Consider the following 22,544-nt stretch of genomic DNA (forward strand, 5'->3'; position numbering starts at 1 on the left):
GATAAGAAAACGCGGCACCACAATGAGAGACAGCATGTTGCTCATCTCGTGCAGAATGCAGCATGCTTTCTCTGATACCTTACCTAGCGTCCGTTCCGGACGCGTCGCCAAACGGGGTTGGTCATGTACAGCGCAATTGTTCTTGCGATTCTCGTCGTCATCGCGATCTACGGCATCACTCTCTACAACGGCCTGGTGAAGAAGCGCCAGATGGTAGGCGAAGGCTGGAGCGGCATCGACGTGCAGCTCAAGCGGCGTGCCGATCTGATCCCCAACCTGCTGGAAACGGTGAAGGGCTATATGGGCCACGAGCGCGAGACGCTCGAGCGCGTCACCGAGCTGCGCGCGCAGGCACAGGCCGCCGGCGGTGAGCATCCGGCCGAACGGGCCCGCATCGAGGGCGCGCTGTCCGGCGCGCTTGGCCGGCTCTTTGCCCTTGCGGAAAACTATCCCGACCTGAAGGCGAGCCAGAACTTCGTCGACTTCCAGGATTCGCTCGAAGAGATCGAGAACCAGATCCAGCTTTCCCGCCGCTACTACAATGGCGCGGTGCGCAATCTGAACGTCGCTGTCGAGCAGTTCCCCTCGAACCTCGTCGCCTCGCAGTTCAAGTTCGAAAAGGCGGAGTATTTCGAGCTCGAAGACACCGGCGACCGCGCCGTTCCCGACGTCTCGTTCTGATCCGGACAAATATCCGGGCGGCGGCCTGATGCGGCCGTCCGGCTTTTTCTGACGCAAGGGAGGCCGATCCATGCTGCGTCGTGTTCTTTTCGCTGTTTTCGCTGTCCTGTTGAGCGCGCTGCCGGCTGCGGCGGCTGAGCAGATCCTGTTCTACGGCAGCGACATCGTCGTCGAGCAGAGCGGCGATCTCGTCGTCACCGAAACCATCCGCGTGCGCGCCGAAGGCGGCGAGATCAAGCGCGGCATCTTTCGTGATTTCCCCGTCCGCAATGTCGAGCCGAACGGGCTCTACACCAAGGTGGGCTTCGAGATCCTGGAAATCCTGCGCGATGGCAAGGCGGAGCCGTATCACACCGAGCGGATCAACGATTATGTCCGCATCTATATCGGCGATGCCAATGTGTTCATCGAGACCGGCGAATATCTCTACACGATCCGCTATCGCACCACGCGGCAGATCCGATTCTTCAAGGATTACGACGAGCTCTTCTGGAACGTGACCGGCACCCGCTGGTCGTTCCCGATCATGCGCGCGGTCGCCACAATCCATTTGCCGGTGGGCGCCGAGATCATGCAGTCGGCGGGCTACACCGGCGGCTATGGGGCGAGCGGCTCGGACTACCGGGTGACGGCGAGCAGCAATTCCCAGATTCAGTTCGAAGCGACCCGCATTCTGCTTGCGGGCGAGGGGCTGACGGTTGCCGTCGGCTTCCGCAAGGGCATTCTCGACGCGCCGAGCGAGTCGGATCAGTTCCTGCGCCAGATGCTGGACAATTTGGGCTTCGTCCTGATGGGGGGCGGCGGGCTCGGCCTTGCCGCGTTCTTTTCCCTTATCTGGGCTAGCATTGGACGTGATCCGCCGCGCGGCACGATAATTCCGCTGTTCGAACCGCCTGAGGGCCTGTCGCCGGCCGCGGTCTCCTACCTGCACTTCATGGGCTTCAAGTCGAGCGGGTCGAGTTCGACCAAGGCCTTCATTGCCGCGCTGCTCTCGCTCGCGGTCAAAGGCAGGCTGACCATCGACGACACCGACAAGAAAAAGATCGCGGTCGAGAAGGGCGAGGGTGACGAGTACGGGCTCCCGTCCGGCGAACGCGCGATCTGGAACGCCCTACTCAAGAAGCGTGACCGTTTCGTCTTCGAACGGGCGAACGGCACCACCGTGAAAAGCGCGCAATCGCGGTTCAGATCGGCGCTGCTGCGCGAGCACGAAGGCATCTTCTTCAAGAACAACGTGTTCTATGTGGTCATCGGGGTCGTGTTCACGATCGCCGCCGTCGTCGGCTATTTCGTCTTCCAGCTTCCGAACGAGGACCAGGTTTTCGGTGTCCTGATCGGGCTCGCCTGCGGCGCGGGCGGCACCTTCGTGTTTTCCGCCGGCATGCGCCGTCTGCTCGGCTGGATCCCCGGCGGCGGCTCGAAGCTGCTCGGCATCTTGTTGACGGTGCTCGGCGCCGTGATCCTGATCTTCGGCTTCCTCGCCATTGTCGGCGGCACCAGCGGCTGGGGCGCACTCGTCAGCTTCATCGCGCTGCTGATGGGCGCCATGAACATCGCCTTCTTCCATCTGGTGCGCGCGCCGACCGTGGTCGGCCGCAAGGTGATGGACGATGTCGAGGGCTTCCGTCTCTATCTGGAAACGGCAGAGGCCGAGCGCATGAACATGAAGGATGCGCCGGATATGTCGGAGAAGCTGTTTGAGAGTTATCTGCCCTATGCGGTGGCGCTCGGCGTCGAAAAGCCGTGGTCGAAGGCGCTTGCCGCCCATATCGCCCGTACGGTGCCAAACCCGGATACCTACCACTACCATCCGTACTGGTATCGCGGCTCGGACTTCCAGCCGGACCGGTTCTCGACCGCAGCCTCCGGGCTCGTCTCCTCCATCGGTGCCTCGGTGTCGAGCGCGATGCCGAAATCGTCGGGCTCGTCGGGCTCCGGCGGCGGCGGTTTTTCCGGCGGTGGCGGCGGTGGCGGCGGCGGCGGCGGCTGGTAAGCCGCAGCCTCGGCCGGTGCGATTACGGGGCTGAGGGGGTGACTTTTCCCCTCATGCTTGCTAACGGACATCGCGCCGGCTGACGGAGTCCGAATACCATGCCAGATCTTTTGCTTGAGCTTTTCTGCGAGGAGATTCCCTCGCGCATGCAGCGCCGCGCTGCGACCGACCTGAAGAAACTCGTCGGTGACGGGCTGGTCGATGCCGGTCTGGCGTTCGAGGGCGCCGAAGCGTTCGCGACGCCGCGCCGTCTGGCCCTCCACGTGGCCGGCGTTCCGGCCCGTTCGCCCGACACCAGCGAAGAGCGCAAGGGACCGCGCGTCGGCGCGCCGGAAAAGGCGCTTGAAGGCTTTCTGCGCGCAGCAGGTCTCGCCTCCGTCGATGACGCCGAGATCGCCTCCGATCCGAAAAAGGGCGATTTCTACGTCGCCCGCATCGAAAAGCCCGGCCGCACGGCGGAAGAAGTCATCGCCGAACTCGTGCCGAACGTGATCCGCAAGTTCCCCTGGCCGAAGTCGATGCGCTGGGGCACGGGCACGCTGCGTTTCGTCCGTCCACTGCACGGCATTCTGTGCACCTTCGGGCCGGAACACGAGGAAACGCAAGTCATCGACTTCGAGGTCGACGGGATCCGCTCCGGCAACACGACGGGTGGCCACCGCTTCCTCGCGCCCGAGGCCTTCGCCGTGAAGCGCTTTTCCGACTACGTGCCGGCGCTCGAGAAGGCCAGGGTCGTGCTCGACCTCGACCGCCGCAAGGACATCATCCTGCACGACGCCCGCAACCAGGCGATGGCGCTCGGCCTTGAACTGGTCGAGGATGCGGGCCTTCTGGAAGAAACCGCCGGCCTCGTCGAATGGCCGGTCGTGCTGGTCGGCACCTTCGACGAGCGCTTCCTCGAAGTGCCGGAAGAAGCCGTCATCACCTCGATCAGGACCCACCAGAAGTGCTTCTCGTTGCGCGATCCGAAGACCGGCAAGCTCGCCAACAAGTTCGTTCTGGTCTCGAATCTTGAAGCGACCGACGGCGGCAAGGCCATTGTCGCCGGCAACCAGCGCGTCGTGCGTGCCCGCCTGTCGGACGCCGATTTCTTCTGGCAGACCGATCTGAAGACGCCGCTCGACGAGCGCGTGTCGAAGCTCGACGCCATCATCTTCCATGAAAAGCTCGGCTCGCAGGGCGAGCGGGTGAAGCGGCTCGAACGTCTTGCTCGCGCCATTGCGCCGAAGGTCGGCGCCGATCCGGAGCTTGCCGCACGCGCCGCCCATCTGGCGAAGGCTGATCTCGTCTCCGACATGGTCGGCGAGTTCCCCGAGCTGCAGGGCCTGATGGGCCGCTACTACGCGCTGGCGCAGGGCGAGGAAGCCGCCGTCGCAGCCGCCATCGAAGAGCATTACCGCCCGCAGGGCCCGTCCGACGCCGTGCCGTCCGATCCGGTCGCGATCGCCGTCGCGCTCGCCGACAAGCTCGACATTCTGGTCGGCTTCTGGGCCATCGATGAAAAGCCGACCGGCTCGAAGGACCCTTACGCGCTGCGCCGCGCCGCACTCGGCATCATCCGCATCGTGCTGGAACAGAACCTTCGCGTGCCGCTGCACGAACTCGGCACCCATGCGCTGCGTCGCACGCTGACCGATATCGCCTCCGCGCGCGGCCATGAGAGCATCGCCGAATTGCCGTTCCTGAAGGAAGGCAAAGGCAAGAGCCTCGCCGAGGAGGCGCTGTCCTTCCTTGGCCGCACGGCGGAAAAGGTGCTCGACTCGATCGGCGACAAGGTGCCGGAAACGCCGTGGGAAAGCGGCCTGATCGGCGATCTGCTGTCGTTCTTCGCCGACCGCCTGAAGGTTCAGCTGCGCGACGAGGGTGCCCGCCACGATCTGGTCGACGCGGTCTTCGCGTTGGATGGTCAGGACGACCTCTGGCTGGTCGTCCGCCGCATCGAGGCGCTCGGCAAGTTCCTCGAAACCGACGATGGCGCCAATCTGCTCGCCGGTTACCGCCGCGCCGCCAACATCCTCAAGGCCGAGGAAAAGAAGGACGGCCGCAACTTCGACGGCGAACCGCAGACTAACCTGTTTGCCGAGGAAGCCGAAATCGCGCTGGCCAAGACCATCGACACCGCCAAGGAGTCGGTCGGGGAGGCGGTTGCGAAGGAAGACTTCGCCGCCGCGATGACCGCGCTCGCCGCGCTGCGCGCGCCGGTCGATACCTTCTTCGACGACATTCTCGTCAATGCCGACGATGCCGCCGTGCGCGAAAACCGCCTGCGTCTGCTGAACGAGATCCGCGAAGCAACCGCCACCGTCGCCGACTTCGATCGCATCGAGGCGTAGCGGCGGGGTAGGGGCGTCGTCTGCCGAGAAAGTGCAGGCGCGCGTCCGGCCCGCACTGCGGTGCCACGCGCTGAACACCCGCCGTCGTCATGCCGGGCTTGACCTGGCATCCAATGGCAGTTGCGCGAAGTGCAAGTGCTGGCGGAACGGGTTCCAGTATTTGCCAACGGCCATGATCACCCTCACTCCCGTCATCCTCCGGCTTGACCGGAGGATCGTTCTCCACACGGGTGAGGCGTCGGCTGGGACGACGACAGCGCGTGAGCCCGCCGTGCGCACATCTATGCGGTCGCTGTGCCCGTTTCTGGCCGATCCTCCGGTCGAGCCGGAGGATGACGTGGGAGTAGGGCTCGGCACTCCTCACTCGCCACCGGCATACTGTTTCGAGATGGGCAATGGACCCCGCGTCACGCGCGGGGTGACGGGGAGTGGTGGGGTTGCCCACTGCGCTCACCGAGCTTGCCGAAAAGCGCTCACCGAACCCGCAGGGTTCGCAAGCGCGACTGCGCGCCGGCTGTTAGGCCGCCCCCTCGGAGGTCAGTAAGCAACGCGAACGCTCGACCGTGAGCGAAAACCAATACGACCCAACTCCCCACGCCGCCCTCTCATGGCCCCCCACCTCCCGCACCGCGCCTCTCCCCCTTGACTCTTCCCTATATTTCGATATTTCTCGAAATATGGATACAAAAGCCGCCCTCGACTCGCTCTCCGCTCTCGCCCAGCCGACCCGGCTGGAGGCTTTCCGCCTGCTTGTGAAGGCGGGCGCCGAAGGTATGCCTGCCGGCACGCTCGCCGAAACGCTCGGGGCCATGCCGAACACGCTGTCGACCCATCTCGGCATTCTGACCCGCGCCGGGCTTGCCGTTGCCAGCCGCGAGGGCCGCGTCATCCGCTACACCGCCCAGATGGACGGTATGCGCGACCTGCTCGCCTACCTGATGGAGGATTGCTGCAACGGCAATCCCGACATCTGCAATCCGCTCATCGAAACCATCACCTGTTCCTGTTGAAGGCCAGCCATGACCGAACCCGTTTTCAACGTTCTCTTCCTGTGCACGGGCAACTCGGCCCGCTCGATCCTCGCCGAAGCCATCTTGGCGACGGAAGGTGAGGGCCGCTTCCGCTCCTTCTCCGCCGGTTCGCAGCCGAAGGGCGAGCCGCACCCGATGGCGCTCGATCTGTTGAACCAGCTCGGTCATCCGACCGAGGGCCTGCGTTCCAAGAGCTGGGACGAGTTCGCGGCTGACGGCGCGCCGGAGATGCACTTCGTCTTCACTGTGTGCGACAACGCCGCCGGCGAGTCCTGCCCGGTCTGGCCGGGACAGCCGATGACCGCCCATTGGGGCATCGCCGATCCGGCCGCAGCCGAAGGCAGCGAAGCAGAAAAGCGCGCCGCCTTTGCCGAGGCCTACCGGCTGATGGCGAACCGCATCAGGGCCTTCACCTCGCTCCCGGTTTCGAGCCTCGACAAGCTGGCGCTGAAGAGCCGGCTGATCGAGATCGGCCATATGGACGGTGCATCGGAAGGCGCTGCGGAAACCGCAGGCTGACCACCGCGACCTGACCCGCTTCAAAAGAAATCCTGCAGGAAAACCCATGAACGTTTTTGAACGCTACCTGACCGTCTGGGTCGCGCTGTGCATCGTCGTCGGCATCGCGCTCGGCCACTGGTTCCCGGCTCTGTTCCAGGCAATCGGCGCGGCCGAGATCGCCAACGTCAATCTGCCGGTCGCCGTCCTCATCTGGGTGATGGTCATCCCGATGCTGATCCGCATCGATTTCGCGGCGCTGACCAAGGTGCGTGAGCACTGGCGCGGCATCGGCGTCACCCTGTTCGTCAACTGGGCGGTGAAGCCGTTCTCGATGGCGCTGCTCGGCTGGCTGTTCATCGCCGGCCTGTTCCGCGAATATCTGCCGGCCGACCAGATCGACTCCTACATCGCCGGCCTGATCATCCTCGCCGCCGCACCCTGCACGGCGATGGTCTTCGTCTGGTCGAACCTGTCGGACGGCGAACCGCATTTCACCCTGTCGCAGGTGGCGCTGAACGACACCATCATGGTGTTCGCCTTTGCGCCGATCGTCGCCTTCCTGCTCGGCATTTCGGCGATCATCGTGCCTTGGGAAACGCTGATCCTGTCGGTGCTGCTGTTCATCGTCGTGCCGGTGATCATTTCCCAGATCATCCGCCGCGCCGTGCTGTCGTCGGGCGGCGAGGCCGGCATCGCCCGCCTGCTCGGCGTCTTGTCGCCGGCCTCGGTCGTCGCGCTGCTGACGACGCTGGTGCTGCTGTTCGGTTTCCAGGGCAACAGAATTGTCGAACAGCCGATGATCATCGCGCTGCTTGCCGTGCCTATCCTGATCCAGGTCTATTTCAACTCAGGGCTCGCCTATCTGCTCAACCGCTGGAGCGGCGAGGCGCATTGCGTGGCAGCCCCGTCGGCGCTGATCGGCGCATCGAACTTCTTCGAACTCGCGGTGGCGACCGCAATCAGCCTGTTCGGCTTCGAATCCGGCGCAGCGCTCGCCACCGTGGTCGGCGTGCTCGTCGAGGTGCCGGTGATGCTGTCGGTGGTGGCGATCGTCAATCGCACGAAGGGCTGGTACGAGAAGAAACCGGCCCACTCCTGATCCACCAGTCGGAGCGGGATGAAGCGATACGGGCGGCGGCCTCACCGGCTGCCGCCTCGTCTGTGAAGAGGCCGAAGCACGTCGCGCCGGATCCCGACATGCGGGCAATCAGGCAGTCTGGGGCGGCGACAAGTGCGTCGAGCACATCGCCGATCACAGGTTCAAGCGCGCGCGCCGGCGCCTCGAGGTCGTTGCGGCAGGTGGCGAGGAAGCTCGCGAGCTCTGCTGCGGTGTCGAAGCTGGCGGGAAGAGCCGGAAGTGGCGAGTTGTCGCGCTTCGCCAGTGCCGTGAACACCGCCGGCGTTGACACCGCGACGCCCGGATTGACCAGCACCATATGGAAAGCCGGCAGGCCCGCCACCGGCTCGACGATCTCGCCGATGCCGCTTGCTTTCAGCGCCACACCGGCCATGCACATCGGCACGTCGGCGCCGAGCGACAGCGTCAGGTCGCCGAGGTCATCTGCGCGATAGGGTAGGGACCAAAGTTCGCACAGCGCTGTCAGCGTCGCCGCCGCATCCGCCGAACCGCCGCCGATCCCGGATGCCACCGGCAGATGCTTGTCGAGCACGATCCGCGCGCCGGCAACCGTGTGCCCATCGCTGCTCGCCTTCTCGGCGAGGCGCCGCGCGGCCTGTAAAACGAGATTGCTGGGACCGTCGTCGAGCGCATTGCCGAACGGTCCGCTGATGCGCAGCGAAAGCAGCCGGTCGGGCTCGGCCGCAATCCAGTCGCCGATTTCGGGAAACACAACCAGACTGTCGAGCAGATGATAGCCATCCGCCCGGCGCCCGGTGATGTGGAGTGCGAGATTGACCTTGGCGCGCGCCTCGATCGTGATCATGGCGCGCCCGCCCGTTTCGTCAGTTGTTCTGCGCGTCGCTCGGCGTCGAGGCGGCCTTCACCATGTCTTCCGTCAGCCCGCCGGCGAGCTTCTTCTTGATCGTCTCGAGCGCGTCGGGCTCGGGGCCAAGATCGCGCGAATGGCTCCACTGGAAGCGCGCTTCGAGCCGCCGGCCGACCTGCCAGTAGGCATCGCCGAGGTGATCGTTGATGATCGGGTCCTCGGGCCGTCGCTCGACGGCCTTTTCAAGTTCCTGCACCGCGTCCTCGTAGCGGCCGAGGCGGTAGTAGGCCCAGCCGAGGCTGTCGATGATGTAGCCGTCGCTCGGGCGCAGCTCGACCGCCTTGCGGATCATGTCGAGCGCTTTCTCGTAGTGCATGCCCATGTCGACCCAGGAATAGCCGAGATAGTTCAGCACGTCCGGTTCGTTCGGCGACAGCACGAGCGCCTTCTTGAAGTCGGCTTCCGCATCCGGCCAGCGCTTGGTGCGCTCGTAGCAGATGCCGCGGTAGTAATAGATCCGCCAGTTGCGCCGCTCCGTGTTGTTGCCGAGCGCTGCGATGCCCTTGCTGTAGACCTCGGCGGCTTCGGCATAGAGCTTGTGGCTGCGCAGCACGTTGCCGAGCGCGCGCACGGCATCCTGGTCGGACGGGTTCTGCTCGACCACGCCGGCGAGATGCTTGCGCGCCTCGTCGAGGTTCTTCAGGACATTGTAGTTGAGACCGATCTGGATCTCGGCGTCGCGTTTCAGCGGTGAACCTTCCGGAATGGTTGCGAAGATCTCGATGGCCCGATCGTTCCGCTTCAGCGTTTCGAACAGGTTCGCGAGCGCCAGCGTGGCCAGTTCCGCGTTAGGATCGAGATAACGCGCGAGCTGCAGATAGATCGCCGAGAGCTCGACAAAGCCGTCGCGCCCGATTGCCGAGCCGAGCCAGTACAGCACTTCCGCGCCGCCGGCCTGAACGTTTGCCGCCAGCGGTCCCGGGATCTTGCCGTCCGCAATCGCGGTGCGTTCCGCTTCGATCAGCGGGTGGCTGCCGCTTTGCAGCGCGTAAGTGTCGATGACGCCGAGCGCCTGGGCACGGTCGTCCACTCGGGCGAGCGCACGCGCATAGGCCTCGACGATCCGCAGCGCCTTGGAGTCCTTCTTGTAGGCTTCGCCGAGGCGCTGCGCGGCATCCTTCTTGCGGCCCGCCAGATCCGAGATCAAACCGGCGTGGAACGCGCGGAAGACATCGTTGGCGGTCGGATGGTCGAGCTGGTCGAGCCATTTTATGGCTTCGTCCGTCTTGCCGGCGCCCTGCAGCGCCCAAGCGACCAGAAGGTCCGTGGTCAGTTCGGCGAGCGGGCCGTCACTGGCAGCGGAAAAATGCGACTGCGCCTTTTCGAAGGTGCGCTCGCGCAGCGCCTTCACCCCGAGCACCAGCTGGGCGAACCGGTTCGATTTGTCGTTCTCGACGATCTGCCGCGCCAGTTCGATCGATTCTTCGATATCGCCATTGGCAACCAGCAGGCTGAAGGTCCGCTCGCGCATCTGCTCGTTGTCGGGATCGTTGCTCAGCGCGTCGCGGAAATAGGCAACCGCGTTTTCGATGTCGCGCTGGCTGCTGGCGTGGCGGGCTGCGAGATAACTGCCCGAAAGCGTCACCGGATAATTGTCGAAGACAGGCGGCGGCGCCTCGACCGCCTCGGTTTCTGTCGCCTGCGCGGCGCCTGGCCAAACAGGTGAAAGCGGCGTCGCCATTGCGCCGGCCAGCACTGCCATGGCGGCGCACCGCCGCAGGGTACGTCCAAATCCGTTCATCACCAGCCTGTCCGAAACCGTTGCTCGTTGCATGCGCTCTTTGCCCTAAGGGTCTGACTCGCTTCCCTATTGCTGCAGAATGGCCGTTTTGTGGTCGCCCTGCAAGGTGGCCGGTCCGCGGTGTCCGACCCGCGACGAAACAGCCGATCAGGGCTTCACCGAAATTGACGATGCTTGCTGCACTGCGGCAAAATAGGGGCTATATTAGAATCTTCTAACGGGTTTGCCCTGGGCAAGTCTCTCGGTTCGGGGTGGGCTGTCATCTACTGTTCAACAATATGTCGGTTCTGGCGGTTGCGGGAATCGGGCAGGTGCCGGCATATATCCTGATGTGAAATCTCACGAACGCTGGAAGAGGTGCGTCATGACCAAATGGGTCTACACCTTCGGTGACGGCAAGGCAGAGGGCGCGGCAAGCATGCGCAATCTCCTTGGCGGCAAAGGAGCCAATCTTGCCGAAATGTGCAATCTGGGGATCCCGGTGCCCCCCGGTTTCACCATCACCACGGAAGTCTGCACCTACTTCTATGCGCACGACCGCAACTTCCCGCCCGAGCTGACCGATCAGGTCGACGCCGCGCTTGAAGAGATCGGGAAGATCACGGGACGCAGCTTTTCCGATCCGTCGCGCCCGCTTCTGGTTTCGGTCCGCTCCGGCGCCCGTGCCTCCATGCCGGGCATGATGGACACGGTCCTCAATCTCGGCCTGAACGACGAGACTGTCGAAGCGCTTGCCGAAGAAGCCAATGATGCGCGCTTCGCCTACGATTCCTACCGTCGTTTCATCCAGATGTATTCCGACGTCGTGCTCGGCGTCGAACATCACGATTTCGAGGAGATCCTGGAGACCTTCAAGGAAGAAAAGAGCCTCGTCCTCGATACCGACCTCTCCGCCGACGACTGGAAGGTCGTGATCGAGCGCTACAAGGCGCTGGTCGAGGAACGGCTCGGCCATTCCTTCCCGCAGGATCCGAAGAAGCAGATCTGGGGTTCGATCGGCGCTGTGTTCGGCTCGTGGATGAACGCCCGCGCGATCACCTACCGCCGCCTGCACGCCCTGCCGGAAAGCTGGGGCACCGCCGTCAACATTCAGGCGATGGTGTTCGGCAACATGGGTGACACGTCGGCGACCGGCGTTGCCTTTACCCGCAACCCGTCGACCGGCGAAGACGCGCTCTACGGCGAGTTCCTGGTCAACGCCCAGGGCGAAGACGTCGTTGCCGGCATCCGCACCCCGCAGGACCTCACCGAACGCGCCCGCATCGGCTCGGGGTCGGACAAGCCGTCCCTCGAGACGACGATGCCGGATTGCTTCAAGGAATTCGTAGGCATCTGCGACAGGCTCGAAACGCACTACCGCGACATGCAGGACGTCGAGTTCACCATCGAACGCGGCAAGCTGTGGATGTTGCAGACCCGCGCTGGCAAGCGCACCGGCAAGGCGGCTCTACGCGTCGCCGTCGAGATGGCCGAAAGCAGTCTGATCACCAAGGAAGAGGCGGTTTCGCGCATCGATCCCGCAGCCCTTGACCAACTGCTGCACCCGATGATCGACCCGAGTGCCGAGCGCAAGGTTCTGGCGACCGGCCTGCCGGCCTCGCCGGGCGCTGCCGCCGGCGAGATCGTGTTCACCGCCGACGAAGCCGAACAGCTTGCCGGCCAGGGCCACAAGGTGCTTCTGGTGCGCGTCGAGACGAGCCCGGAAGACATTCACGGCATGCACGCCGCCGAAGGCATTCTTACCTGCCGTGGCGGCATGACCAGCCACGCGGCGGTGGTCGCCCGCGGTATGGGCAAGCCCTGCGTGTCCGGCGCCGGTTCGATCCGCGTCGACTACGCCGCCGAGACCATGACGATCGCCGGCCGCACCTTCCCGAAGGGCACGCTGATCACCATCGACGGCGCCAAGGGCGAAGTGCTCGATGGCGAAATCCCGATGCTGCAGCCGGAACTCTCCGGTGACTTCGCGACCCTGATCGCCTGGGCCGACGAAATCCGCCGCATGAAGGTCCGCACCAACGCCGAAACCCCGGCCGACGCCCGCGCCGCGCGCGAGTTCGGTGCCGAGGGCATCGGCCTGTGCCGCACCGAGCATATGTTCTTCGATGCCGACAGGATTATCGCCGTTCGCGAGATGATCCTCGCCTCCGACGAAGACGGTCGCCGCACCGCTCTGAACAAGCTCCTGCCGATGCAGCGTCAGGACTTCACCGATCTGTTCGAGATCATGCACGGCCTGCCGGTGACTATCCGCCTGCTCGATCCGCCGCTGCATGAATTCCTGCCGAAGACGGACGAGGAAATCGCCGAGGTTGCCGAGGCGATGGGCGTCGAGGCCGACCTGCTGCGCGAGCGGGCCGATGCTCTGCACGAGTTCAACCCGATGCTCGGTCATCGCGGTTGCCGTCTCGCGGTCTCCTATCCGGAAATCGCCGAGATGCAGGCCCGCGCCATCTTCGAAGCGGCCGTTGCCGCCGCCAAGAAGACCGGCACTCCGGTCATCCCGGAAGTGATGGTGCCGCTGGTCGCGACCAAGGCCGAACTTGACCTCGTCAAGGAACGGATCGATGCGATGGCCGCCGCTGTTGCCCACGAGTCCGGCACCGAGATCGCCTATCACGTCGGGACCATGATCGAACTGCCGCGCGCCGCGTTGCAGGCCGGTGTCATTGCCGAATCGGCGGAGTTCTTCTCCTTCGGCACCAATGACCTGACGCAGACGACCTTCGGCATTTCGCGCGACGACGCGGCGTCCTTCATCGGCACCTATCAGCAGAAGGGCATCTTCGAGACCGACCCGTTCGTCTCGCTCGACACCGAAGGCGTCGGTGAGCTGGTGGCGATTGCCGCCGAGCGCGGTCGCAAGACCCGTGAAGGCATCAAGCTCGGTATCTGCGGCGAGCATGGTGGCGACCCGGCCTCGATCCACTTCTGCGAGAGCGTCGGCCTCGACTATGTGTCGTGCTCGCCGTTCCGCGTGCCGATCGCCCGCCTTGCCGCGGCCCAGGCCGCGCTGCACACCAAGGGCGACACCACTGCATAAAGCGCGGGCCCATTGGCCGGCAGGCTTTTTTGCATAAGAAACAGACGGCGGGTGCGAGACGCATCCGCCGTCGCTCTTTCGAGGCCACGCTTGTGGTCGGGATAGTGAAATGACCGAAACACCCCGCAAAGGCCGCCTGATCGTCCTCGTCTTCTGGTATCTCGCCTGGGCGGCGGTCGGTATTCTGTTGGCCAAACCCGGCCTGATCGGCATGTTCCTCGCTGTAGGCGCCGGCGTCGTCGCTTTCCTGCTGATGGAAGTCTTCGTTAGCGGCAACATCGGCGGCCCGCATCTAATCGCCGCGATCTTCGTCGCCGTCATCGCCCACGGCGTTGCCCGCGTCATCGGCGTGCTTCTGTTCGCGGGCGCGGTTTGACCCGTCAACCACCCATTTCGACCAAGGTATCAGCCGTTTTTTTGCGCTTCCCCCGCGCGGCCAGCGCCGATCTGTGCTTGAAAAGGGGAAACGAGCAGGAATCGGCAGGCAGGGTCCGTGGCGGAGAACGACGCACTCACAATCGAAACGATACGCGCCGGCGGCAAGCGGGCGCTGTCGCGCGCGCTCTCGTCCATCGAGACCCGCGATGGCCGGCCCGAGATCATCCGCCTGCTCGATGAGGCCGCCGCTGCCGCGCGCGGTCATGTGCTCGGGCTGACCGGTCCGCCCGGTGTCGGCAAGTCGACGTTGACCGACACGCTCATCCGCCACTGGCGCTCGGTCGGCGAGACCGTTGGAGTCATCGCCGTCGATCCGTCCTCGCAGATCACGCAGGGCGCGCTGCTCGGCGACCGCACGCGGCTGAAGACCGACCCGGAAGACACCGGCGTCTTCGTGCGCTCGATGGCCGCCCGCGACCGGCTCGGCGGCCTCTCCGACCACGCGCTCGGCGCTGTCGTCTTGATGCGCGCGATCTACGATCACGTAATCGTCGAGTCGGTCGGCATCGGCCAGTCGGAGGCCGATATCGCCACCGTCGCCGACACGGTTTTGCTGTGCATCCAGCCCGGTTCGGGCGACTCGCTGCAATTCATGAAGGCCGGCGTGATGGAGCTGCCCGACGTGGTCGCCGTCACCAAGGCCGATCTCGGCGACAGCGCCCGCCGTGCCGTGGCCGATGTCGAGGGGGCGCTGACGCTTGCCCGCGCCGACGACGGCTGGCGGGTGCCGGTGATCCTGATTTCGGCAGCCGCCGGAACCGGTCTCGACGTGCTGCTTTCTGCCGTCGGGGATCACGCCGAGTGGCTGTCGAAAGGCGAGCGGTTGCGCGACAGTCGCCTTTCTCAGGCCCGCCAGTGGATCGGCCAGGCTATCCGCAGCCGCTTCGGCACCGAGGGGCTGAAACAGGTCGCCGGAGATCTGGCGAGCGCCGATCCGGCCGAGCCCTTCGCCGAGATCGCCCGCTGGGGCGACACCGTGCGCAAGCGGCTGGCTACCGGTTAGGTCTTTACGCCTCGGCGTGCAGCAATTCCGCGAGCGCCGCCGGATCGTCCGTGCCGAGCGCGCGCAATTGTGCGGCGTCGCGCCCGGGCGGTATGCCGAACAACCGGCTGTATTCCCGGCTGAACTGCGACGGGCTTTCGTATCCGACCGCGAAACCGACGCGCGAGGCTTCCGCCTTTTGCGCCAGCAAGAGCTTGCGCGCCTCCTGCAGCCGGATTTGCTTTTGAAACTGCAGCGGGCTCATCGCCGTCGCCGCCTTGAAGTGGCGGTGGAACGACGACGCGCTCATGCCGGCGATCCCAGCAAGCGCCTCCACGCGCATTGGCTCGGAAAAGTTCTTGCGGATCCAGCCGATGGCCCGGGCGATCTGCGACAGCCGGCTGTCGGCGAGCGCGATCTGGCGCAGCATCGCGCCCTGATCACCCTGCATCAGCCGGTAGAGGATCTCGCGCTCGATCAGCGGCGCGAGCATCGGGATGTCCTTTGGCTGATCGAGCAGGCACAGCATGCGCACCATCGCGTCGAGCAGATCCTCGGTGACCGTGCTGACCTCAAGCCCCGACGGTGACGACGGCTCGACGGCATTCTCCGGCAGGGTCAGCAGGATGTCGGCAAGCATCCCGGGATTGAGCGACAGCGAGGTCGACAGCAGAGGGTGCTGCGGGCTCGCCTCGCAGATCGCGCTGCTCACCGGCAGATCGAGCGAAACAATGAGGTAGTTGCCGCGCGCGTAGCGCACGATCCGCTCGCCCAACATCACCTCCTTTGCGCCCTGCGCGACGATGCAGAAGAACGGCTCGTAGACCATCGGCTTCGGCATCGTCCGACCCTCGACGCGGGCAAGCGCGACGCGCGGGATCGCCGTATCGAAACGGCCTTCCTCGCCGTGCCGGGCAATCAAATCTCTCAGGTCGTCAAGGCTGCTCATCGTCGATGCCTTCGCTTTCGGGAAGTGGACGGCGGTTCCCATCCTGATTGGTGCATGATGACGCTCCTGCCGCAAGGGCTGGCACCCGGCTCACACCGACATTTGAGAGGATCAGGCAAGGATTGCGGAGCATCCGGCTCACTCCCGCGCAGCTTTTCGCCCATCTTCGGTGTGTGGCCGGATCGATAGGTTCCGGCATTTGACAGGATCACATTTCTACTCCCGTGGGCGGGCCGTCTGTTCCGGCCGTTGATACGGGACCTCACAGAGGGGATCAGACCTTGCGATACAATCTTCTTGGAAAGACCGGTTTGCGCGTTTCCGAACTGTGCTTCGGCACCATGACCTTCGGTGGCGAAGGCATGTGGAAGGCGATCGGCGAATTGCAGCAGGCCGACGCCGATGCGCTGCTTCGCGCCGCCCTCGACGGCGGCATCAATTTCATCGACACGGCCAATGTGTATGCCAACGGCCTGTCGGAACAGATCACCGGGCAGGCGCTGAAGAACCTCGGCGTCGCCCGCGATCAGGTCGTCGTCGCCACCAAGGTGCATGGGCCGATGGGCGAGGGGCCGAACAATGCCGGCGCCTCGCGCTACCACATCATGGATCAGGTCCGCGCCAGCCTGAAGCGGATGCAGCTCGATCACATCGACCTCTACCAGATCCACGGCGTCGATCCGCTGACCCCGATCGAGGAAACGCTGGAAGCGCTCGACGCGTTGGTGCGTGCCGGCGACGTGCGCTACATCGGCGTCTCCAACTGGGCGGCGTGGCAGATCGCCAAGGCGCTCGGCATCTCGGAGCGCAAGAATCTCGCCTCGATTCGCTCGTTGCAGGCTTATTACACGCTTGCCGGGCGCGATCTGGAGCGCGAGATCGTGCCGATGCTGAGCGAGGAAAAGGTCGGCCTGATGGTCTGGAGCCCGCTTGCAGGCGGCTTCCTGAGCGGCAAATATACCCGCGAGGGTGCCGCCGACGGCGGCGGTCGCCGGGTGAATTTCGACTTCCCGCCGATCGAGAATGACCGTGCCTACGACGTTATCGACGCCATGCGGCCGATGGCAGAGGGGCGTGGGGTTTCGGTGGCGCAGATCGCCCTTGCCTGGCTGCTGCACCAGCCGGTCGTCACCAGCGTCATCGTCGGTGCCAAGCGGGTCGACCAACTGACCGACAATCTCGGCGCGGTCGATGTTCGGCTGACGGCGGAGGAACTGGCGACGCTCGACAAGGTCAGCGCGCTGCCGGAGGAATATCCCGGCTGGATGATCGAACGCCAGGCGAGCTACCGCACCGACAATCCGCAGATCGGGGCGAGCGAAAACAGCTAACCGTTAGCTCTCGCAGAAAAGCCCGGAGGCGGCAGCGCCTCCGGGTCATTCGCCGGCTTTGTCGGCGAGCGGCATGCGATAGAGCCGGCCGAGGCCGGGTATGTCGTCTTGGATGCCTGCGAGCCTGAGCATGTGCCAGGCAAGCGCCAGATTGCTCGAAAAGACCGGCTTGCCAATCGCGGCCTCGGCCTCCGACACGATGCCGGCAACGCGCAGATTGGTGCACGAGACGAACACCGCGTCGCAATCGCCCATTGCCGCGACCGACTTGATGGCGTCGAGCACGGACGCCGGCGAGATGCGCCCGACCACCCGGTCGTCGGATTCCTCGAACGAGCCGAAGCCGGCAATGGTCAGCCCGTTCTTCTCCAGCAATTCCCGCATCGCCGCCGATACGTCCGGCCGGTATGGCGTGACGAAACCGATCCGCTTCGCCTCGAGGGCCTCGCAAGCCGCCAGCACCGCACTGATCGGGTTGCTGACGGCGGCATCGGGATGCACCGAGCGTACCGCCGCCTCAACGCCGTCAACGCCGATCACCGTCGAGGCCGAGGTGCAGCCATAGCCGATGGCATCGAACGGGATCTCCGGCAACAGGGCGGCGGCCGCTGGCAGGTTCGCCTTCATCGACATCAGCGTTTCCGGCGTGATCTCCGCCGCCATCGGGATCCGCGTCATGTGCAGCACGACGTTTTCAAGCGCCATGATGCGCGCGAATTCCGGCTCGATCGTCTCGTCGGCCTGCAGCACGATGAGGCCGAGCCGGGCGCGGGCGCCAAAGCCGTCGTCGGTGGTGAAGGGTAGGGCCATCGGGTGTGCCTTTTCGGTTCAGATGATCGGCAGGCTGTTCGGCGCGCGCCGTGTCAGCAATTGCGGTGCGCCGTCGCGGATGACGAGGTTTTCTTCCAGCACCATGGAAAGCCCGTCACCATAGGAGAGCGACGGTTCGAGCGTGATCACCATGCCCTCGCGGAGCACGGTGTCGTCGAAAGCGGCGTGCGACGGCCATTCGGTGAGCTGCATGCCGAGCCCGTGGCCATAGCGGCCGACATCGCCGCCGCCCGGATCGAACTCCGAAATGACGCCGTGCATGGTGCGGAACAGATCGCGGCAGGTCGTGCCGGGGCGGGCGGCAGCGAGCCCCGCCTCCATCGCCCGGTGCAGCGTGTCATAGGCGCGTTTCGCCAGATCGTCGGCGCGGCCGATCGCGTAGTTGCGGTCGAAGTCGCAGAAATAGCCGTCGAAGACAGCACCCGTATCGAGCATCAGGATATCGCCAGCGGCGAGCGGCCGCTCGGAGGGCGGCGAGATGATGTCGCCATAACCGCCGGGCCCGGCCCCGCCGACCAGATAGGGCACGTCGTCAGCGCCTTCCTGCAAACAGGCGATGCGGAATGCCCGGAACGCTTCGACCAGCGGCTGCCCCTCGTGAAAGATGTCGTCCGGCTTCTCGAACACCGCCGAAACGAGGTCGCAGATATGCGCGAGCTTGGCGATCTCGGCTTCCGATTTGACCATCCGCAGGCCGCGCACGAGCGCGGTCGCGTCGGTGAAGGTGATGTCGGGCAGGCTCGCCGTCAGCCGTTCGAAATCGGCGAGCGGCATGCGCAGATGGGTCTCGTGACCCTTCATCAGCCCGATCCGGCCTTTTGCGGCGTTGATCGGCCCAAGCAGGTCGGCGAGCAGCGACAGCCCGTCATCGTCGGGGCGCGGCGCCGGCCAGGTGCGGATGTCGTCGAGCCAGCTTCGCCGCATCAGCGCGGCACCGATTTCCGGGATCACGGCAACCGGCTTGCCGGCTTTGGGAACGAACAGGAACCAGGGTCGTGTCGGGCTTTGCCAGAACAGCGTCAGGAAGCCGGTGAAGTAGCGAACTTCCGGTTCTGTCGTCAGCAACAGGCCGTCGAGGTCCTGTGCCGCCATCGCGCGTTGTGCCCGCTCCAGACGGGCTTCGAATTCGGCTGTCGGAAAGCCCCGCTCCGGGGCAATGCGGCTCATGGCCGTCTCTTGGCCGGCAAGCCATCCGGGCGCCATTCGTCAAATGCTTTGCAGCGGTGTCGCATAGGTAGTGATCCCCACGGCGGGCGCTTGTATCGCCGGCCATATGCAGCCTAACATTCCCATGGCGGAGTGGAAGACCTGCACAAGAAATCAGGCTCGCTTCGACCGGCCTATGGGGAGGCGGATACCGGCAATGCGCGATGATATACGCGATAAGGCCCGCAGCCGGGCAGAAACGGCGCGCGCAATCGAAAAGGTCGTGGCCGCGGAAAAGGCGGGCGGGGTAACGCTCGCCGATGCACGCCGCGATGCCGCTTTGCGCATCGAGCAGGCACAGAACGACATGCGGGCTCTGATCGACCGCACGCACGGGCGCATCGAACGCCTGCAGGCTTCACGGCGCGCGCGTGTCGATACCGAAATTGCCGCCATGCAGGATGAGGCAAAGAAGCAGGCTGAAGCCCATGCGCCGCCCGATGAAGAGGCGTTGAAAGCAGCCGCGGCCCGTCTCGCCGCCCGTCTGACAGGCGGGGGAGGGTAGGACCATGCCCGGCAGTCGCGCGGACTACGCCTTCGTTCAGGCGCGCCTGCAGGCCCGCCACGGCGCGCGTCCGCTGAGCGAAGACTGGTCGCGCATCGAGGCGGCGCGTTCGCTCGACAGCTTTCTTGCCGCCGCCAAGGCGAGCCCGCTTGCTCCCTGGGTCGAGACGATCGACCCGTCCGGGGATATCCACATCATCGAATTCCGGCTGCGCCAGCAATGGCGGCGCTATGTCGACGATCTCTCCCGCTGGCAGCCCGAACGCTGGCGCGCCGCGACCCTGTGGTTGAAACGCCTGGTCGACCTGCCGGTGATCGACCATGTGCTTGCCGGCGGCATCGCGCCCGATTGGGTTGAGGATGATCCCGCGCTCGCTCCCTTTGCCGGCTGGGACCCGGCGGCGCGCTCCAAGGCCCTCGCAGACGCTGGCCTTGCCCTGTTCGACCCGGCAAATGGCGCGCCGCGCTCCGCCGCCAAACGCTGGTTCGCCGAATGGCAGCGGCTCTGTCCGGCGGCGAACAAGGCGGCGCAGGCGCCGGCTCTCCTTGTTCTGCTCGGGTTGGAGGATGGCGGCCCGCGCGGCCTGGCCGATCGCGAAGCCCTGCGCCACCGCCTGATCAAGCTGTTCCGCAAGGGGGCCGGCACGTCTCTCGCGGTCTGCTCCCATCTGGCGCTGACCTTTCTCGATCTCGAGCGCCTGCGCGGCGGCCTCGCGCGCGCCCGCCTGTTCGAGCAGACACTGGTGGCGGAGGCGAGCTGATGTTCCGTCCAGCCCCCTGTCAGTGGTTCGAGATGATCACCACCCGCAAGGAGCTGGTGCCCACCCTGCGCCTGCTCGCCTCGACCGGTGCGATCGAATTGCAGACCCGCGAGGGCGAAGCCGGGCCGCTCGTCGTGCCGGGCACCGCCGACAAGCTCGCCCGCTTCCATGAACTGGCGCGCACCTATCACGCCTACTGGCCGCAGCCCGACCATACCCGCCCGATGCGGCTGAGCGATCCGGCGGCCGTGCTTGCGCGCGGACTGGAGAAGATCGACGACTGGATCCACGAGGCCGATCCGCTGATCTATGCCCGCGAGGGTCTGGCGCGCGAGGAGCGCTCGTTGCGTGAAGTGGCCGCCTTTCTCGATGTTGCCGACGACCGCAGGCTGCCGCCGCTGTCCGATCTGAGCCGCATCGGCGCACGCATGGAAGGCCGGGTCTTCCTGTTTCCGAAAGGCGAGAAGGCCCGCACCGACATCGCGCTCCTTGTGCCGGCTTCGCTGATGAGGATCGCGCTCAACGGCACTGAACAGGACTTCGTGCTGCTGTTCGGGCGCAAGGCGGATCTCGACCGCGCCGCGCATGATCTGGCCGCCCTCAAGGTTCACCCGATCCATTTGCCCGTCTGGTTGCCGAACGATCTTGCCGCCGCCAGGAAGCGAGTTGCCGACCGCCTCGCCGTTCTCACTAGAAATGAGGACGAGGCCAGCCGCGGCCTTGAAGACTGCACGGTGCGCCACGATCTCGCCGGCGTGCTGGCGGATTTCGCCGCCGTCGAATGGCTGGTCGAGCATGGCTCGGAACTGACCGCGAGCGACCGGCTTGCCTGGATTACCGGCTGGACGACGGCGACCAGCCCGGAGACCTTCTGCCAGTCGGTCGAGGGTGGCGGGGTCAGCTGTCTGGTGCAGTTCTCCGATCCGCCGGAAGGTGTCGAAGCGCCGGCCGTTCTGCGCAATCCGCCGTGGATCCGCGCGTTCGAGACCTTCGCCTACATGCTCGGAACGCCATCGGGCGGTGAGGCCGACCCGAGCCCGGTCGTTGCCGTCATCGCGCCGATCCTGTTCGGCTTCATGTTCGGCGATGTCGGCCAGGGCTTCGTCCTCTTGGTCATCGGTCTGCTGCTGCGCCGGCAACTCCCGTTCCTCGCCATGCTGGTGCCGGGCGGCGTGATGGCGATGGTCTTCGGTGTCCTGTTCGGCGCCGTGTTCAGCCGCGAGGATGTCTTCCACGCGCTGTGGCTGTCGCCGCTGCACGAACCGATTACCGTGCTGGCGGCGGCGCTTGCACTCGGCGCCGTGATCCTGTTCGCCGGCCTCGTTCTCAACGCGCTGCAGGCCTTCTGGCGCCACGCCTTCGGCGTCTGGCTCGCCCGCGACGCCGGCGTCATGGCCGCCTATCTTGCGACGCTCGGTGCGGTATTCGAACCGGCATTTTTGTGGGGCATTCCGCTCGGTCTTGCTTGGTTCTCCATCGGCGCCGCGCTGACCGCCTCGTCGGGCCGGATCGCCGCCGGCGCGACCGCGCTTGCCGAATTCGTCGAGCAGTTCCTGCAATTGCTTGTCAACACCGTGTCCTTTGCCCGCGTCGGCGCGTTCGCGCTCGCCCATGCCGGCCTGTCGCTTGCTGTTACCGGCATCGCGGACGCCGCCGGCGGTATTGGCGGCTGGATCGTCATGCTCGCCGGCAATCTGCTCATTCTCGGGCTCGAAGGGCTCGTCGTCGGCATCCAGACGACCCGTCTGGTGCTGTTCGAGTTCTTCGTCCGGTTCCTGAAAGGAGGCGGGCGGCCATTCCGGCCGTTACCACCGCCGAAACTTCCCACCCTGGGCATCAATGGGGGATCATCATGAAGCCAAGTCGCCTGACCATCCTGAAATTCCTCGCCGCCGGGGGCATGGCCATTGTCGTCGCCTCCGCCGGTCTGATCCTCGCCCTGCTGCCGGCAGGCGCCGAGGAAGCCGCCGTGGCCGCATCCGCTGTCGATCCGGGGGTGTTGCAGTGGGCCTTCATTTCGGCTGCGGTCGCCGCCGGTCTCGGCACCCTTGCAGCGGGCTATGCGGTCGCTGTCGTCGGCAGCGCCGCCGTCGGGGCACTCACCGAGAAGCCCGAACTGCTCGGCCGCGTGCTGATCCTCGTCGGCCTTGCCGAAGGCATCGCGATCTACGGTTTGATCGTCGCCATCCTGATCCTCAACCGGGCCGGCTGAG

General features: G+C 65.3%; 19 protein-coding genes. 14 read left to right on the forward strand and 5 right to left on the reverse strand.

Annotation, left to right across the window (positions count from 1 at the left end; genetic code table 11):
- The first annotated feature begins 123 nt into the window (after positions 1-123).
- The 6 genes from C0606_16170 (at position 124) to arsB (ending at position 7,638) form a co-directional block, all read left to right on the forward strand.
- Positions 124-681, forward strand: a complete 558-nt coding sequence (locus tag C0606_16170; GenBank protein PLX36232.1) for a hypothetical protein — start codon at positions 124-126, stop codon at positions 679-681.
- 70 nt (positions 682-751) lie between these two features.
- On the forward strand, positions 752-2,674 hold the full coding sequence (locus tag C0606_16175) for a DUF2207 domain-containing protein (GenBank protein ID PLX36233.1): 1,923 nt from the start codon (positions 752-754) through the stop codon (positions 2,672-2,674).
- 98 nt (positions 2,675-2,772) lie between these two features.
- The gene (locus C0606_16180) at positions 2,773-5,007 is read left to right on the forward strand and encodes a glycine--tRNA ligase subunit beta (protein PLX36234.1); all 2,235 of its coding nucleotides are present in this window, start codon (positions 2,773-2,775) and stop codon (positions 5,005-5,007) included.
- A 677-nt stretch (positions 5,008-5,684) separates the two neighbouring features.
- Positions 5,685-6,017, forward strand: coding sequence for a transcriptional regulator (locus tag C0606_16185; GenBank protein ID PLX36235.1), 333 nt, complete (start codon positions 5,685-5,687; stop codon positions 6,015-6,017).
- Positions 6,018-6,026: 9 nt separating this feature from the next.
- Complete coding sequence (locus C0606_16190) at positions 6,027-6,557, forward strand: ArsR family transcriptional regulator (protein ID PLX36236.1); 531 nt, start codon at positions 6,027-6,029, stop codon at positions 6,555-6,557.
- A gap of 46 nt (positions 6,558-6,603) precedes the next feature.
- Complete coding sequence (arsB, locus tag C0606_16195; protein ID PLX36237.1) at positions 6,604-7,638, forward strand: arsenical-resistance protein; 1,035 nt, start codon at positions 6,604-6,606, stop codon at positions 7,636-7,638.
- Here arsB and C0606_16200 read toward each other — a convergent pair.
- Positions 7,592-8,482 (reverse strand): 4-(cytidine 5'-diphospho)-2-C-methyl-D-erythritol kinase, encoded by an 891-nt coding sequence (locus tag C0606_16200; GenBank protein PLX36238.1) that lies wholly within the window; start codon positions 8,480-8,482, stop codon positions 7,592-7,594. The two genes, arsB and C0606_16200, sit on opposite strands and share 47 nt — an antisense overlap.
- Before the next feature lie 19 nt (positions 8,483-8,501).
- Positions 8,502-10,319, reverse strand: a complete 1,818-nt coding sequence (locus C0606_16205; protein ID PLX36239.1) for a hypothetical protein — start codon at positions 10,317-10,319, stop codon at positions 8,502-8,504.
- 331 nt (positions 10,320-10,650) lie between these two features.
- Between C0606_16205 and C0606_16210 the strand changes: the two genes are divergently transcribed.
- The 3 genes from C0606_16210 (at position 10,651) to C0606_16220 (ending at position 14,770) form a co-directional block, all read left to right on the forward strand.
- Positions 10,651-13,329 carry a pyruvate, phosphate dikinase gene (locus C0606_16210; GenBank protein ID PLX36240.1) on the forward strand — a complete coding sequence of 893 codons (2,679 nt, stop codon included), beginning with the start codon at positions 10,651-10,653 and terminating at the stop codon, positions 13,327-13,329.
- Positions 13,330-13,438: 109 nt separating this feature from the next.
- The gene (locus tag C0606_16215; protein PLX36241.1) at positions 13,439-13,705 is read left to right on the forward strand and encodes a hypothetical protein; all 267 of its coding nucleotides are present in this window, start codon (positions 13,439-13,441) and stop codon (positions 13,703-13,705) included.
- 150 nt (positions 13,706-13,855) lie between these two features.
- Positions 13,856-14,770: a methylmalonyl Co-A mutase-associated GTPase MeaB gene (locus C0606_16220; GenBank protein PLX36389.1), complete on the forward strand. Its 915-nt coding sequence runs from the start codon at positions 13,856-13,858 to the stop codon at positions 14,768-14,770.
- Between the two features lie 4 nt (positions 14,771-14,774).
- Here C0606_16220 and C0606_16225 read toward each other — a convergent pair whose 3' ends face one another.
- On the reverse strand, positions 14,775-15,698 hold the full coding sequence (locus C0606_16225; GenBank protein PLX36390.1) for an AraC family transcriptional regulator CmrA: 924 nt from the start codon (positions 15,696-15,698) through the stop codon (positions 14,775-14,777).
- A 281-nt stretch (positions 15,699-15,979) separates the two neighbouring features.
- On the opposite strand from C0606_16225, the gene C0606_16230 reads away from it, so the two are divergent.
- On the forward strand, positions 15,980-17,029 hold the full coding sequence (locus C0606_16230) for an aldo/keto reductase (GenBank protein ID PLX36242.1): 1,050 nt from the start codon (positions 15,980-15,982) through the stop codon (positions 17,027-17,029).
- Between the two features lie 45 nt (positions 17,030-17,074).
- Here C0606_16230 and C0606_16235 read toward each other — a convergent pair whose 3' ends face one another.
- Together C0606_16235 and C0606_16240 are read right to left on the reverse strand one after the other, a co-directional pair.
- Positions 17,075-17,839 (reverse strand): Asp/Glu racemase, encoded by a 765-nt coding sequence (locus C0606_16235; protein PLX36243.1) that lies wholly within the window; start codon positions 17,837-17,839, stop codon positions 17,075-17,077.
- 18 nt (positions 17,840-17,857) lie between these two features.
- Positions 17,858-19,027: a peptidase M24 gene (locus tag C0606_16240; GenBank protein PLX36391.1), complete on the reverse strand. Its 1,170-nt coding sequence runs from the start codon at positions 19,025-19,027 to the stop codon at positions 17,858-17,860.
- A gap of 196 nt (positions 19,028-19,223) precedes the next feature.
- Between C0606_16240 and C0606_16245 the strand changes: the two genes are divergently transcribed.
- The 4 genes from C0606_16245 to C0606_16260 are packed head-to-tail and all read left to right on the forward strand — an operon-like array spanning position 19,224 to position 22,543.
- Positions 19,224-19,571 carry a hypothetical protein gene (locus tag C0606_16245; protein PLX36244.1) on the forward strand — a complete coding sequence of 116 codons (348 nt, stop codon included), beginning with the start codon at positions 19,224-19,226 and terminating at the stop codon, positions 19,569-19,571.
- Positions 19,572-19,575: 4 nt separating this feature from the next.
- On the forward strand, positions 19,576-20,331 hold the full coding sequence (locus C0606_16250; GenBank protein PLX36245.1) for a hypothetical protein: 756 nt from the start codon (positions 19,576-19,578) through the stop codon (positions 20,329-20,331).
- Complete coding sequence (locus C0606_16255) at positions 20,331-22,187, forward strand: hypothetical protein (protein PLX36246.1); 1,857 nt, start codon at positions 20,331-20,333, stop codon at positions 22,185-22,187. Before C0606_16250 ends, C0606_16255 begins: the two co-directional genes overlap by 1 nt.
- Positions 22,184-22,543 carry a H+transporting two-sector ATPase C subunit gene (locus tag C0606_16260; GenBank protein PLX36247.1) on the forward strand — a complete coding sequence of 120 codons (360 nt, stop codon included), beginning with the start codon at positions 22,184-22,186 and terminating at the stop codon, positions 22,541-22,543. Before C0606_16255 ends, C0606_16260 begins: the two co-directional genes overlap by 4 nt.
- Position 22,544 lies beyond the last annotated feature (1 nt).

Source organism: Hyphomicrobiales bacterium (assembly GCA_002869065.1).
Classification (GTDB): Bacteria; Pseudomonadota; Alphaproteobacteria; order Rhizobiales; family Rhodobiaceae; genus Rhodobium.